This window comes from Williamsia sp. MIQD14, from assembly GCF_051025635.1.
GTDB lineage: Bacteria > Actinomycetota > Actinomycetes > Mycobacteriales > Mycobacteriaceae > Williamsia_A.
In genome coordinates this window covers 387,630-401,586 of the sequence record NZ_JBPFDG010000005.1, presented here as the reverse complement: position 1 = coordinate 401,586, position 13,957 = coordinate 387,630, and the positions used below count along the sequence as shown (strand labels likewise).

Genomic DNA, 13,957 nt, shown 5'->3' with positions numbered 1-13,957 from the left:
ACCATCTACAGGCGTTCCCCCCGTGGCCGTCCGGCCCACGGGGTTCGCCCCTGTCTCCACCCATGTCGAGGAGTGCAAGTCCGTGCCTGAGAATTCTGTGGTCGCCAGCCCCGCCACGATCCGTGTGCCGGCCGGGACCACGGCGGGCACTGCGCTGCGTGAGGCGGACGCCCCGAACAAGGGTCCCGAGGCCGTCGTCGTGGTGCGCGACCCCGGCGGTGCCCTGCGCGATCTGTCGTGGGCACCCGACACCGACACCGACGTCGAGCCGGTGATCGCGGCCAGCGAGGCCGGTCGCAGCGTGATCCGGCATTCGGCGGCGCATGTGCTGGCGCAGGCCGTCCAGGAGCTCTTCCCGAACGCGAAGCTCGGTATCGGTCCGCCGATCACCGACGGCTTCTACTACGACTTCGACGTCGCCGATCCGTTCACTCCCGACGATCTGGTCGCGCTCGAGAAGAAGATGAAGCAGATCATCAAGTCGGGACAACGCTTCTCGCGTCGCGTTTACGACTCCCTCGACGCCGCGAAGGCCGAACTCGCCTCCGAACCCTACAAACTCGAGCTGGTCGACGACAAGGGTTCGGCCGACGACCCCGAGGTGATGGAGGTCGGCGGGGGAGAGCTCACCGCCTACGACAACCTCAATCCCCGTACCGGTGAACTGATCTGGTGCGATCTGTGCCGCGGTCCGCACGTGCCGACGACGAAGTACATCGCCGCCTTCAAGATCACCCGCAGCTCGGCCGCGTACTGGCGCGGCGACCAGGCCAACGCCGGTCTGCAGCGCATCTACGGCACGGCGTGGGAGTCGACCGAGGCCCAGGACGCCTACCTCGAGCTGCTGGCCGAGGCGGAGAAGCGCGATCACCGCCGTCTCGGTGTCGAGCTCGACCTGTTCAGCTTCCCCGACGAACTCGGTTCGGGCCTGCCCGTGTTCCACCCCAAGGGCGGCATCATCCGCAAGGAACTCGAGGACTACTCGCGGGTGCGGCACTCGGCGGCGGGCTACGAGTTCGTCAACACCCCGCACATCACCAAGGGCCATCTGTTCGAGGTGTCGGGTCACCTGGACTGGTACCGCGACGGCATGTTCCCCGCGATGCACGTCGACGAGGAGCTCAACCCCGACGGCACCGTGCGCAAACCGGGGCAGGACTACTACCTCAAGCCCATGAACTGCCCGATGCACAACCTGATCTTCCGGTCCCGCGGTCGGTCGTATCGCGAACTGCCGCTGCGGATGTTCGAGTTCGGGTCGGTGTACCGCTACGAGAAGTCCGGCGTCATCCACGGTCTGACCCGCGTGCGCGGCATGACCCAGGACGACGCCCACATCTACTGCACCCGCGAGCAGATGGCCGGCGAGCTGACGTCGCTGCTGACGTTCGTCCTCGATCTGCTCTCCGACTACGGCCTCGACGACTTCTACCTGGAACTCTCGACCCGGAACCCGGAGAAATCCGTGGGGTCCGACGACGCCTGGGAGGAGGCGACCGCGACGTTGGCACAGGTCGCCGCCGACTCCGGTCTCGACCTCGTCCCCGATCCCGGTGGCGCGGCGTTCTACGGGCCGAAGATCTCGGTGCAGGTGAAAGACGCCCTCGGGCGGCACTGGCAGATGTCGACCATCCAGCTCGACTTCAACCTGCCCGAGCGATTCGAGCTCGAGTACACCGGCAACGACGGCGCCAAGCACCGACCGGTGATGATCCACCGCGCGCTCTTCGGCTCGATCGAACGCTTCTTCGGGGTGCTCACCGAGCACTACGCGGGCGCGTTCCCGGCGTGGCTGTCACCGGTGCAGGTCGTCGGCATCCCCGTCGCCGAGGACTACGCCGATCACCTCGACGGGGTCATCGCGAAACTGCGCGCGCACGGTATCCGCGCCGAGGTCGACCGTTCCGAGGACCGGATGCAGAAGAAGATCCGCAACCACACCACCGGTAAGGTCCCGTTCATGATGCTCGCCGGCGACCGCGACCAGCAGTCCGGTGCTGTCAGCTTCCGCTTCCGCGACGGCACCCAGGTCAACTCGGTCCCGGTCGACGCCGCCGTCGACGCCGTCGCCGAATGGGTCGCGACGCGGCGCAACGAATCGCCCACCGCGGAGTTCTTCGCCGACCTCGCACCCGTCCCTGCACCCACCGGCGCCGGCGACTCGTGACCGGCGAGCAGATCCACGACAGCGGCGCCGGTGAGCCGGACCGGTTGTCGCGGTTGTGGAGTCCGCACCGGATGTCCTACATCACCTCGTCGATCAAGGAACCCGCCTCGGGGTCGGCGAACTCGACGCACCCGTTCATCGACATCCCCACGATGTCCGACGAGGACGGGCTGGTGGTGGCGCGCGGTGAGAGCGTCTACGCCGTGCTGAACCTGTACCCCTACAACCCCGGGCACTCGATGATCGTGCCGTACCGGCAGGTCGCCGACCTCGAGGACCTCACCCCGCAGGAGAGCGCGGAGCTGATGGCGTTCACGCAGCGGCTGATCCGTGCGATCAAGTCGGTGTCGCGGCCGCACGCGTTCAACGTCGGACTCAATCTCGGTGCCGCAGCGGGTGGTTCACTCGCCGAACACCTCCACCAGCACGTCGTGCCGCGATGGGGCGGCGACGCCAACTTCATCACCGTGATCAGCGAGACGAAGGTGATGCCGCAGCTGCTGCGCGACACCCGGGTCCTGCTCGCCGACGCGTGGACGGCACTCGGGGACTGACATGGCCAGATTCCTCTCGATCACCGGTCGCGCCGGGATGAGCAAGATCACCGTGCCGATCGCGCGGGTGCTGCTGAAGGCCGGCCTCACCCCCGACTCGATGACGGTCATCGGCACGGTCGCATCGGTCGCGGCGGCGGTGACCCTGTTCCCGATGGGCCACCTGCTCGCGGGCGCGCTGGTGATCTGGCTGTTCGTCATGTTCGACATGATCGACGGCGCGATGGCCCGCGAACGTGGCGGCGGTACGCGCTTCGGGGCCGTTCTCGACGCGACCTGCGACCGCATCGCCGACGGCGCGATCTTCGCGGCGTTGGGCTGGTGGTGCCTGCAGACCGAGGATCACCCGACGCTGTTCGTCGGGATGATGATCTGTCTGGTGACCTCGCAGGTCATCTCGTACGCCAAGGCGCGTGCCGAGGCCAGTGGCCTCGACGGCAACGGCGGACTGATCGAGCGCCCCGAGCGACTCATCATCATCCTCGTCGGCGCCGGGTTCAGCGAGCTCGGCATGCCGTGGCTGATCCACGTCGCGGTGTGGCTGCTCGCCGTCGGCAGCGTCATCACCGTCGGACAGCGGATGCTCTCCATCTCGAACTCTCCCGGGGCCCGTGACCTGCTGCCCATCGGTCGTCCCGCCGACACCGGGACGGGTTCCGAGCAGTCGACCCCGGAGTCGCCCGCGTGACCTTCGGCGAACGCGTCGCCGACCTCGGGTACGGCGCGGGGTGGTCGGTGGTGCGCCGACTGCCCGAGGCCCGGACCCGACGTGCCTTCGAGGCGGCCGGTGCCCGCATCGGGTCGCGTGGCGGCCCGGAACAGTTGCGACGGAACCTCTCCCGCGTGCTGGGCGTGACGCCCGACGCCGTCCCGGAATCGTTGATGGCCGAGGCCATGCGGTCCTACGCCCGGTACTGGTTCGAGGCGTTCCGCCTACCCGCCATGGACTTCGCGACGGCGGCCTCGCGGGTGTACGTGGCGCCTGATGACCTCGCGCACTTCACCACCGCCTACGACAAGGGCAAGGGTGTCGTGTTCGCGTTGCCGCACAGCGGCAACTGGGACATGGCGGGCGTGTGGCTGGTCCAGCAGACGGGGCAGTTCGCCACCGTGGCCGAGAGACTCAAGCCCGAGTCGCTGTTCGAGAAGTTCGTGGCCTACCGCGAGAGCCTGGGTTTCGAGATCTTCCCGCTCAGCGGCGGGGAACAGCCCCCGTTCACGTTGCTGGCCGACCGGCTGCGGGCCGGTGGTGTCGTGTGCCTTCTCGGTGAGCGCGACCTGGCCCGACACGGTGTTCCGGTCACCTTCTTCGGGGAACCCACCCGGATGCCGGCCGGTCCCGCCAAGTTGGCGATCGAGACCGGGGCCGCCCTCATGCCGGTCCACCACTTCTTCACCGACGGTGCGTCGTCGCAGATCCTGTGTGACCCGCCGGTCGACGTCAGCGGGGGAGTCGCCGACGCGACGCAGCGGGTGGCGGAGGTCTTCGAACGCAACATCGCCGCCCATCCGCAGGACTGGCACATGCTGCAACCGCTCTGGGAGGCCGACTGGTCGCAGGAGCGCCGGGACCGGATCCACGGGGAGACGCGACCGTGACGAGGGACGTGCAGCGATGAGGATCGGGATGATCTGCCCGTACTCGTTCGACACCCCCGGCGGCGTCCAGGCCCACGTGGTGGAGCTCGCGCAGGTCTTCATCGAGCGTGGACACACCGTGAGCGTCCTCGCCCCGGCCGCCGACACCTCGACCCTTCCCGACTACGTCGTGTCGGTCGGACCGGCGCTGGCCATCCCATACAACGGGTCGGTGTCGAAGGTGAACTTCGGACCCGCGGCCTACCGCCGTCTGCGCACCTGGATCCGCGACGGCGACTTCGACGTGTTGCACGTCCACGAGCCGAACGCACCGAGCATCTCGATGCTGTCGCTGTTCGTCGCCCAGGGTCCGATCATCACGACCTTCCACACCTCGACCACGAAGTCGTTGTGGCTGAGCACCTTCCAGGGGATCCTGCGGCCGTACCACGAGCGGATCATGGGCAAGATCGCCGTCTCCGAGCTCGCACGCCGGTGGCAGATGGAGTCGCTGGGGTCCGATGCCGTCGAGATCCCCAACGGCATCCACGTCGACTCGTTCGCCGAGGCGACACCGCTCGAGGGTTTCCCCCGCGAGGGTCGGTCGATCCTGTTCCTGGGCCGCTACGACGAACCGCGCAAGGGCATCGACGTGCTGATGCGGGCCCTGCCACGCATCGTCCGATCCTTCCCCGACATCACCGTCCTCGTCGTCGGCAGCGGCCACGAGCGGGCGATGCGTCGCCGTGCGGGCGCGCTGGCCGACCACCTGGTGTTCCTCGGGCAGGTCGACGACGCGACGAAGGCGCGGGCACTGGCGTCGGTCGACGTCTACTGCGCCCCCAACCTCGGTGGCGAGAGCTTCGGGATCGTGCTCGTCGAGGCAATGGCGGCCGGCGCCGCGGTCATCGCCAGTGACCTCGATGCGTTCCGACGGGTGCTCGACGACGGACGCGCGGGACGACTCGTCCGTGCGGGAGATCCCTCCGCGCTGGCCTCGGGCGTGATCGAGGTGCTCACCGACGACGAGACCCGCGATCAGCTCGTCGCCCGGGCACAGCAGCGCGCCCGGCGCTACGACTGGTCGCGCATCGCCGATCAGATCCTCCAGGTCTACGAATCGGTCACCGTCGGCTCCGGGAAGGTGTCGGTCAGCGACTGACGCCTGCCCGGCTCGTACCGGGAGAACCGACCGAACACTCATCGAAGGGGCAGATGATGACAATTTCGGCTGTGACGATCCTGATCGTCGCCATCGTGGTGGCGATCGTGTCCGTCGGCATCGGATGGATCTACAAGACCGCGAACCGTCTCGACCGACTCCACGTCCGAGTGGACCTCGCGTGGCAGGCGCTCGACGCCGCTCTCGCGCGTCGTGCGGTCGTCGCCCGCACCATCGGCGCGGGTCTCGGCGCCGACGGGCGCGAACTGATCTCGAGCGCCGATCGGGCCGAGCGGGCCGATCGCGCCGACCGCGATCTGGCCGAGAACGAGGTGTCGGCCCAGCTCGCGAAGGTCGACTCGTCGACCCTGCGGGCCCAGCTCGTCGCCGAACTCGCCGACGCCGACACCCGCGTCATGATCTCGCGCCGCTTCTACAACGACGCGGTCCGCGACACCCTCGCGCTGCGTGGACGCGGTCCGGTGCGCCTGCTGCGTCTGGGCGGCACGGCCCCCGAGCCGCATTACCTGGAGATCGTCGAACGCGTCCTCGGCTGACCGTCGGCATCGACCCGATGTGACCACCGTCATGGTCGGCATCGGTGCTGGTGATCGCGCCGGAGGCCACGGCGGACCGTGAGGTGTGGTGGGCCTAGAATTACCCGACACCCCAGTGCGGGCATCACCGGCCGTGGCCGCCACGACCGCGCAGTACGTACGTCAGGAGAGATGACAGTGACCAGCGAGGCAACCACCGAGCACGATCAGCCGACCGGTGCGGGCACCGCGCGCGTCAAGCGCGGCATGGCCGAGATGCTCAAGGGCGGCGTCATCATGGACGTCGTCGACGCCGAGCAGGCGAAGATCGCCGAGGACGCCGGTGCGGTCGCGGTCATGGCTCTCGAGCGTGTCCCCGCCGACATCCGCGCCGAGGGCGGCGTCTCCCGGATGAGCGACCCCGACATGATCGACGGCATCATCGCCGCGGTGTCGATCCCGGTGATGGCCAAGGCCCGGATCGGTCACTTCGTCGAGGCGCAGATCCTGCAGAGTCTCGGTGTCGACTACATCGACGAGTCGGAGGTGCTCACCCCCGCCGACTACACCCACCACATCGACAAGTGGCGTTTCACCGTCCCGTTCGTGTGCGGCGCGACCAACCTCGGTGAGGCGCTTCGTCGTATCTCCGAGGGGGCGGCGATGATCCGCTCGAAGGGCGAGGCCGGCACCGGCGACGTCTCCAACGCCACCACCCACATGCGCACCATCGGCGGCGAGATCCGTCGCCTCACCTCCCTGTCGGCCGACGAGCTCTACGTCGCCGCGAAGGAGCTGCAGGCCCCGTACGACCTCGTGGTCGAGGTGGCACGGCTCGGACGCCTCCCGGTCACCCTGTTCACCGCCGGCGGCATCGCGACGCCCGCCGACGCGGCCATGATGATGCAGCTCGGCGCCGACGGCGTGTTCGTCGGATCGGGCATCTTCAAGTCCGGGAACCCGGCCGAGCGCGCGTCGGCGATCGTGCAGGCCACCACCTTCCACGACGACGCCGACGTCCTCGCGAAGGTGTCGCGTGGTCTCGGGGAGGCGATGGTCGGCATCAACGTCGAACAGCTCCCCGTCGGACACCGACTGGCCGAGCGGGGCTGGTAGCCGGTAGCTGCGGTGCACGCTCGGCGGTACACGAGCGAGATGGCGACGATGACGACGGGCGGGCGGTGACGATGGCAGCGGTGGCGACAGTGCGCGATTCCGCGGCCTCGGGGTCGCATGAGGTCGGCGGGTTCGGGATCGACTGGGCCGCCGTCAGCGACGTCGGCCTGGTCCGTGAGGCGAACGAGGACGCAGCGCTGGTCACCGACCGGCGCTACCTTCTCGCCGACGGCATGGGCGGGCACGACTGCGGCGAGATCGCCAGCGAGGCAGCGCTCGCCGCTCTCGGTGCGGTCGAGCCCAGCGATCTCACGACCACCCGCGACGCCGTCCTCGACGCGCTGCGGACCGCGGCCCACGACATCGGCGACATCGACTCGGCCAACGGCAGGCGGGCGGGGACGACGGTCACCGGCGCGCTCATCGTCGACTACGAGGGTGCCCCGCACTGGCTGGTGGTCAACATCGGCGACTCGCGGACCTATCGCTGGTCGGACGCCGTCATCGAGCAGGTGACCACCGATCACTCGCAGGTCCAGGAGCTCATCGACGCGGGGCATCTCACGCCCGAGCAGGCCCGGGTCGACCCGCGCCGCAACGTCATCACGCGCGCGCTGGGTGCCGGGATGGACGCCGAGGCCGACTTCTTCGTGTTCCCGGTCGTCGCGGGCGATGTCGTGCTGATCTGTTCCGACGGACTCACCGGCGAGTTGCCCGATTCGGAGTTGGAGGAGATCATCGCCGAGCGCGCCGCGACACCGGAATCGCTGGCCGCCGAACTGGTGTCGGCGACCCTCGCCCTCGGGGCGCGCGACAACGTCACCGTCGTCGTCGCGACGGTGCGCCGACTGGGAGAAGAGGACTGATGGCCACGATCGAGGAGATCCTGGAACTCGAGGCGATCGACGCCGACATCTACCGCGGCAAGGCCTACACCAGCCAGCTGCTGCGCACCTTCGGCGGTCAGGTAGCCGGTCAGGCGCTGGTCTCGGCCACCCACACCGTCGCCCCGGAGTACCGCGTCCACTCCCTGCACGGCTATTTCCTGCGCCCGGGCAATCCCGACGAGCCGACGATCTTCCTCGTCGACCGGATCCGCGACGGCCGCTCGTTCTGCACGCGTCGGGTCACCGGTGTGCAGGCCGGAGAGGCCATCTTCACGATGTCGGCATCGTTCGGGGTGCCGTCGGAGGGGCTGGTCCACCAGGACGAGATGCCGCCCGCGCCCGACCCCGAGACCCTCGAGGATCCTTTCCACACCCGCACCGAGGCACAGCGGTCGGTGTTCCGGGAGTGGGAGAACTTCGACATCCGGATCGTCCCGGCCGATCAGGTGGTCCGCGCCGAGCGCTTCGCCGCCCAGCAGCGGGTGTGGTTCAAATACCGTCATCGCCTGCCCGACGACCAGGTGTTCCATGTCTGCACGCTGGCCTACATGAGCGACATGACGTTGCTCGGGTCGGCGAAGGTCGCCCACCCCGACTCGAACCCCCAGTCGGCGTCGCTCGACCACGCCATGTGGTTCCTGCGCCCCTTCCGCGCCGACGAATGGCTGCTCTACGACCAGACGTCGCCGTCGGCGGAGGACGGCCGCGCGCTGACCCAGGGCCGCATCTTCGACACGAGTGGTCGCATGGTCGCCGCGGTCACCCAGGAGGGGTTGGCTCGGGTGGGCCGCACGATGCCGGCCGATCAGCACGCCCGACAGGGGTGAGCGGCACCCACCGGAGGCCCACGATCGGCGTACTCGCCCTGCAGGGCGATGTCCGCGAGCACGTCGCCGCACTCGAGGCCGCCGGCGCCACCGCCGTCACGGTCCGTCGACCGGCCGAACTCGACACGATCGACGGCATCGTGATCCCGGGCGGTGAGTCGACCACCATGAGCCGCCTCCTCGACCTGCTGGACCTGTTGGTGCCGCTGCGGACCCGCCTCGCGCAGGGGCTGCCCGCCTACGGTTCGTGCGCGGGCATGATCCTGCTCGCCTCCGACGTCCTCGACACCCGCCCCGACGCCCACCATCTCGATGCGCTCGACATCACGGTGCGGCGCAACGCCTTCGGGCGTCAGGTGCAGTCGTTCGAGACCGACATCGACATCACCGACGTGCCCGGCGGTCCGATGCGGGCGGTGTTCATCCGTGCGCCGTGGGTGGAGGCGACCGGTCCCGGGGTGACCGTCCTCGGGCGCGTCCCGAACGGTCCGGCCGCCGGACGCGTCGTCGCGGTGCGCCAGGGGTCGGTGGTCGCGACGTCGTTCCATCCCGAGGTCACCGGCGATCTGCGCATCCACCGCTATTTCACCGACATCGTCGCCGCAGGCGCCTGACGTCGGCGGAACGTCCTGGCCCGGCGGGTAACATCGCTTCTCGCAGCATGACGATCGGCGCGCGCGGATTCCACGGCGCGGCCAGGAGAGAGAGGCACCGGCGATGAGCGGCCATTCCAAGTGGGCCACCACCAAGCACAAGAAGGCGGTGGTCGACGCCAAGCGCGGCAAGATGTTCGCGAAGCTGGTGAAGAACATCGAGGTGGCGGCGCGCACCGGTGGCGGCGACCCGTCGGGCAACCCGACGCTCTACGACGCCATCCAGAAGGCGAAGAAGTCCTCGGTGCCCAACGACAACATCGAGCGCGCCCGCAAGCGTGGCGGCGGCGAGGAAGCCGGCGGCGCCGACTGGCAGACCATCATGTACGAGGGGTACGGCCCCAACGGTGTCGCCGTGCTCATCGAGTGCCTCACCGACAACCGCAACCGTGCCGCCGGCGAGGTGCGCACCGCGATGACGCGCAACGGCGGGAACATGGCCGACCCCGGTTCGGTCTCCTACCTGTTCACCCGACGCGGCGTGGTCACCCTGGAGAAGGCCGATCAGACCGAGGATCAGGTGCTCGACGCGGTCCTCGAGGCCGGCGCCGAGGAGATCACCGATCTCGGGGACTCCTTCGAGATCGTCAGCGAGCCCACCGATCTCGTGGCCGTGCGCACCGCGCTGCAGGAGTCGGGCATCGACTACGACTCGGCCGAGGCCAGTTTCCGTGCCTCGGTGGAGGTCCCGGTCGACGCCGAGGGCGCGCGCAAGGTGTTCAAGCTCATCGACGCGCTCGAGGACTCCGACGACGTGCAGAACGTCTACAGCAACGCCGACATCAGCGACGAGGTCCTCGCCGAGCTCGACGAGGACTGATCACCCGGTCCGGCCGTCGATCACGGCGGGGCGATCGGGATGGTCGTAGCGGACGGTGAGGTCGGCGATGTCGCCGACCTGTGCGGCGTGCTCGAGCACGGCGTCGACCGTCCAGTGGTCCGACTCGGGGGTGCGGCGGCGCAGCGCGGCCGCACTCATCTCCAACCGCACCGTCGGCGCGAGGTCGAGACCCCGTCCGAGCAGCATCGGTCCGGCCAGCAGCACCACCTGATCGGGTGCGGCCGGGCGCGGTCGATCACGCGGGGACCGGTCGGTCACCGGGTCCCACAACCGGGGCAGCCACCGTCGTTCGGCGCGCAGCGCCGTGACGACCTCGCGGTCGAGGGCCGCCCAGTCGAACCACATGGTCCGGTAGCTCTCGGTGTCGGTGTGGCCGTACTCCTTGCGCACCGAGGCCGGGCGCACGTAGTCGCCGACCGCGACCACCGCGGCCGCCCGACCCGTCGTGCGCAGCACCTGCGCGACCCGCGCGGCGAGGTCGGTCGGATGCGCCGCGTCGGCGCCGTCGATCCCGGCCACGACCACCCCGGGGCGCCGGGTGACGGCCTCGACACACAGGTCGACGAGGGCGTCGGGGGAGGTCGGACGGTACGCGGGCATCGGCGTTCATTGTGTCGTGTCGATCGGCGATCCCGTCGGCCCGGACCGCTAGTATCTCGAACAGTTGTTCGTCTGCGGCGGGAGAATGCGTGCGTGTCATGGGAGTCGATCCCGGCCTGACCCGGTGCGGCATCGCACTCGTCGAATCCGGCGGTGGGCGGGCGGTCACCGCCCTCGACGTCGACGTCGTCCGCACGCCGTCGGACATGGATCTCGCCGAACGCCTCCTCGCGATCCACGCCGCGGCGGTCCACTGGATCGAGACCCACCGCCCCGACGTCGTCGCGGTGGAGCGGGTCTTCGCGCAGAACCAGGTGAGCACGGCCATGGGGACCGCACAGGCCGGTGGCGTGGTCGCGCTCGCCGCCGCCCAACACGGCATCCCGGTGCGTTTCCACACCCCGAGTGAGGTGAAGGCCGCCGTCACCGGCAGCGGTCGCGCCGACAAGGCCCAGGTCACCACGATGGTGACCCGCATCCTCGGGATGCAGACGAAACCGCAACCCGCCGACGCCGCCGACGCGCTGGCGCTGGCCATCTGTCACTGCTGGCGTGGCCCGATCGCCGAACGGCTCGCCGCCGCCGAGGCCCGCGCCGCGGTGCAGGTGGCCGCGGCCAAGGCCGCCGTCGCCCGTGCCGCCGCGGCGGATGCCGACCGACGCGCGAAGGTCGCCGCGACCAGGACACCCCGATGATCGCCTCCGTGCGCGGACCTGTTTTGCACATCGCGCTCGACCACGTCGTGATCGACTGCGGCGGAGTGGGGTACCGCGTTCTGGCCACCCCGTCGACGCTGTCGTCGTTGCAGCGGGGGAGCGAGGCGACCCTCCTGACGGCGATGATCGTGCGGGAGGACTCGATGACGCTCTACGGGTTCACCGAACCCGATGCGCGGGATCTGTTCGCCCTCCTGCAGACCGTGACCGGTGTCGGCCCGCGGCTGGCAATGGCCACCCTTGCGGTGCTCGAACCCGCCGCGTTGCGCCGCGCGCTGGCCGATTCCGACGTGAAGGCACTGTGCACCGTCCCGGGTATCGGCAAGCGGGTCGGGGAGCGGCTGGTGGTCGAGCTGCGCGACAAGGTCGACCGGCCGGGCGCCGCGCCCGACGCCGGTGGCGGTGTCGCCGCGTCGATGAGCGTCGGCGATCAGGTGGTCGAGGCGCTCGTCGGTCTCGGCTTCGCCGCACCGGCCGCCGAACGCGCGGTGGCCGCGGTCCTCGCCGACGAACCCGACGCCGACTCCGCCCGCACGCTGCGCACCGCACTGGCCTCCCTGGGCCGGGGGGCGCGATGAGCGACGACACCTACGGCGCACCGGATCCCGCGACCGCCGACGACCGTGACGTCAGCCCGTTCACGGTCACCTCCGACGGCGACCTCGACACCAACCTCCGGCCACGCAGCCTCACCGACTTCATCGGTCAGCCGCGGGTCTGTGAGCAGCTCGAACTGGTGCTCGCCGGGGCACGCGGCCGCGGCGGGACGCCTGACCACATCCTGCTGTCGGGCCCTCCCGGCCTGGGCAAGACCTCGCTGGCGATGATCATCGCCGGCGAGATGGGCGCGGCCATCCGGGTCACCTCGGGGCCCGCCCTCGAACGTGCCGGCGACCTCGCCGCGATGCTGTCCAACCTCGTCGAGGGCGACGTGTTGTTCATCGACGAGATCCACCGCATCGCCCGCCCCGCCGAGGAGATGCTCTACCTCGCGATGGAGGACTACCGGGTCGACGTCGTGGTCGGCAAGGGGCCGGGTGCGACGTCCATCCCCCTCGACGTCGCCCCGTTCACCCTGGTCGGCGCCACGACCCGCTCGGGTTCGCTGACCGGACCGCTGCGCGACCGGTTCGGATTCACCGCGCACATGGAGTTCTACGAGCCGTCCGAGCTGCTGCGGGTCATCACCCGTTCGGCCGGGATCCTCGGGGTACGCCTCGACCACGAGGCGGGCGCGGAGATCGCCGGGCGCTCCCGCGGCACGCCCCGTATCGCCAACCGCCTGCTGCGTCGGGTACGCGACTACGCCGAGGTCCGGGGCGACGGACGGGTCACCCTCGAAGTCGCCCGCGCGGCACTGCGGGTCTACGACGTCGACGAGTTGGGTTTCGACCGACTCGACCGCGCCGTCCTCGGCGCCCTGGTCAAGGGGTTCGGAGGCGGACCCGTCGGTGTGTCGACCCTCGCGGTGGCGGTGGGAGAGGAACCGGCGACGGTCGAGGAGGTGTGCGAACCCTTCCTGGTGCGGGCCGGGATGATCGCGCGCACCCCACGGGGCCGGGTCGCGACGGCCGCGGCGTGGCACCACCTCGATCTCACCCCGCCCGCGGGCGCGCTCAACGCCTCGTTCGGTGTGCGCGTGCGCGACGACGGCGACTCGCTGTTCGGACCGGAGTTCTGACCACGCGCCGTGGTCGAGGAGCGACCGCGGATCGCCGGAGCGACCGAAGATTGTCGACGGTCACCGTCGAGATGGCACACTGGATGATCGAGCGTGGCGGCCGCCACGCCCTGCGCACCGACTGCCCCACGCACACGTGGGAGTTGCGGCGGTGACCCTCCCGACCCGGCCGCTGCCACTCGCACCGCCGGACAACACCAAGGATTGACCCACCACCATGGAACTGCTCTTCCCGATCGTCCTCGTCGTCCTCGTCGGCTTCATGTTCCTGTCCGTGCGTCGGCAGAAGAAGGCCGCCGCCCAGGTCCAGGAGATGCAGGACGCCTTGCAGCCCGGCTCGCGGGTGCAGACCACCTCGGGCATGTACGGCACCGTGGTCGGCCTCGCCGACGGTGTCGTCGACCTCGAACTGGCCCCGGGCGTCGTGGTCCGCTGGAACCGCCTCGCGGTCCGTGAGGTCGTGCACGCCGACGATCTCGCCGGCTCGTTCCCCGGCGCCGACACCACGCCGACCGACGCGCTCGACGACGACGAGGACGGCTTCGACGCCGACGTCGATCGTCCGATCACGCTCGACAAGAAGGCCGACAGCGACAGCTGATCGAAACCACCCCGGCCGGCCACGTAGCCTGTCTGAGC

At 69.8% G+C, this 13,957-nt stretch carries 15 protein-coding genes and 1 pseudogene; 15 read left to right on the top strand and 1 reads right to left on the bottom strand.

The window, feature by feature from the left end; genetic code table 11:
• Positions 1-82 precede the first annotated feature (82 nt).
• From thrS to ACQ7HM_RS19250, 11 genes and pseudogenes are all read left to right on the top strand, one after another.
• Positions 83-2,167 carry a threonine--tRNA ligase gene (gene thrS / locus ACQ7HM_RS19300; protein WP_434217855.1) on the top strand — a complete coding sequence of 695 codons (2,085 nt, stop codon included), beginning with the start codon at positions 83-85 and terminating at the stop codon, positions 2,165-2,167.
• Positions 2,164-2,721: an HIT family protein gene (locus ACQ7HM_RS19295; RefSeq protein ID WP_434217854.1), complete on the top strand. Its 558-nt coding sequence runs from the start codon at positions 2,164-2,166 to the stop codon at positions 2,719-2,721. The genes thrS and ACQ7HM_RS19295 overlap by 4 nt, the downstream gene beginning before the upstream one ends.
• 1 nt (position 2,722) lies before the next feature.
• Entirely contained in the window at positions 2,723-3,409 is a 687-nt protein-coding gene (gene pgsA, locus ACQ7HM_RS19290; protein ID WP_434217853.1) for a phosphatidylinositol phosphate synthase, read from the top strand.
• Complete coding sequence (locus tag ACQ7HM_RS19285) at positions 3,406-4,320, top strand: phosphatidylinositol mannoside acyltransferase (RefSeq protein ID WP_434217852.1); 915 nt, start codon at positions 3,406-3,408, stop codon at positions 4,318-4,320. The genes pgsA and ACQ7HM_RS19285 overlap by 4 nt, the downstream gene beginning before the upstream one ends.
• 16 nt (positions 4,321-4,336) lie before the next feature.
• Positions 4,337-5,461 (top strand): glycosyltransferase family 4 protein, encoded by a 1,125-nt coding sequence (locus ACQ7HM_RS19280; protein ID WP_434217851.1) that lies wholly within the window; start codon positions 4,337-4,339, stop codon positions 5,459-5,461.
• 56 nt (positions 5,462-5,517) lie between these two features.
• Positions 5,518-6,006 (top strand): annotated as a pseudogene (locus ACQ7HM_RS19275) (exopolyphosphatase); the annotation flags it as partial.
• Between the two features lie 189 nt (positions 6,007-6,195).
• Complete coding sequence (gene pdxS, locus ACQ7HM_RS19270; RefSeq protein WP_434217850.1) at positions 6,196-7,113, top strand: pyridoxal 5'-phosphate synthase lyase subunit PdxS; 918 nt, start codon at positions 6,196-6,198, stop codon at positions 7,111-7,113.
• A 71-nt stretch (positions 7,114-7,184) separates the two neighbouring features.
• Positions 7,185-7,979: a PP2C family protein-serine/threonine phosphatase gene (locus ACQ7HM_RS19265; RefSeq protein WP_434217849.1), complete on the top strand. Its 795-nt coding sequence runs from the start codon at positions 7,185-7,187 to the stop codon at positions 7,977-7,979.
• On the top strand, positions 7,979-8,827 hold the full coding sequence (locus tag ACQ7HM_RS19260; protein ID WP_434217848.1) for an acyl-CoA thioesterase: 849 nt from the start codon (positions 7,979-7,981) through the stop codon (positions 8,825-8,827). Before ACQ7HM_RS19265 ends, ACQ7HM_RS19260 begins: the two co-directional genes overlap by 1 nt.
• Positions 8,824-9,441, top strand: a complete 618-nt coding sequence (pdxT, locus tag ACQ7HM_RS19255) for a pyridoxal 5'-phosphate synthase glutaminase subunit PdxT (RefSeq protein WP_434217847.1) — start codon at positions 8,824-8,826, stop codon at positions 9,439-9,441. Before ACQ7HM_RS19260 ends, pdxT begins: the two co-directional genes overlap by 4 nt.
• A gap of 103 nt (positions 9,442-9,544) precedes the next feature.
• Positions 9,545-10,300 (top strand): YebC/PmpR family DNA-binding transcriptional regulator, encoded by a 756-nt coding sequence (locus ACQ7HM_RS19250; protein WP_434217846.1) that lies wholly within the window; start codon positions 9,545-9,547, stop codon positions 10,298-10,300.
• Here ACQ7HM_RS19250 and ACQ7HM_RS19245 read toward each other — a convergent pair whose 3' ends face one another.
• Positions 10,301-10,921: a hypothetical protein gene (locus tag ACQ7HM_RS19245; protein ID WP_434217845.1), complete on the bottom strand. Its 621-nt coding sequence runs from the start codon at positions 10,919-10,921 to the stop codon at positions 10,301-10,303.
• Between the two features lie 89 nt (positions 10,922-11,010).
• Between ACQ7HM_RS19245 and ruvC the strand changes: the two genes are divergently transcribed.
• The 4 genes from ruvC (at position 11,011) to yajC (ending at position 13,919) form a co-directional block, all read left to right on the top strand.
• Positions 11,011-11,616, top strand: coding sequence for a crossover junction endodeoxyribonuclease RuvC (gene ruvC / locus ACQ7HM_RS19240; RefSeq protein ID WP_434217844.1), 606 nt, complete (start codon positions 11,011-11,013; stop codon positions 11,614-11,616).
• Positions 11,613-12,215, top strand: a complete 603-nt coding sequence (ruvA, locus tag ACQ7HM_RS19235; RefSeq protein WP_434217843.1) for a Holliday junction branch migration protein RuvA — start codon at positions 11,613-11,615, stop codon at positions 12,213-12,215. Before ruvC ends, ruvA begins: the two co-directional genes overlap by 4 nt.
• Complete coding sequence (gene ruvB, locus ACQ7HM_RS19230; RefSeq protein WP_434217842.1) at positions 12,212-13,318, top strand: Holliday junction branch migration DNA helicase RuvB; 1,107 nt, start codon at positions 12,212-12,214, stop codon at positions 13,316-13,318. The genes ruvA and ruvB overlap by 4 nt, the downstream gene beginning before the upstream one ends.
• A gap of 217 nt (positions 13,319-13,535) precedes the next feature.
• On the top strand, positions 13,536-13,919 hold the full coding sequence (gene yajC / locus ACQ7HM_RS19225; RefSeq protein ID WP_434217841.1) for a preprotein translocase subunit YajC: 384 nt from the start codon (positions 13,536-13,538) through the stop codon (positions 13,917-13,919).
• The last annotated feature ends 38 nt before the right edge of the window (positions 13,920-13,957 follow it).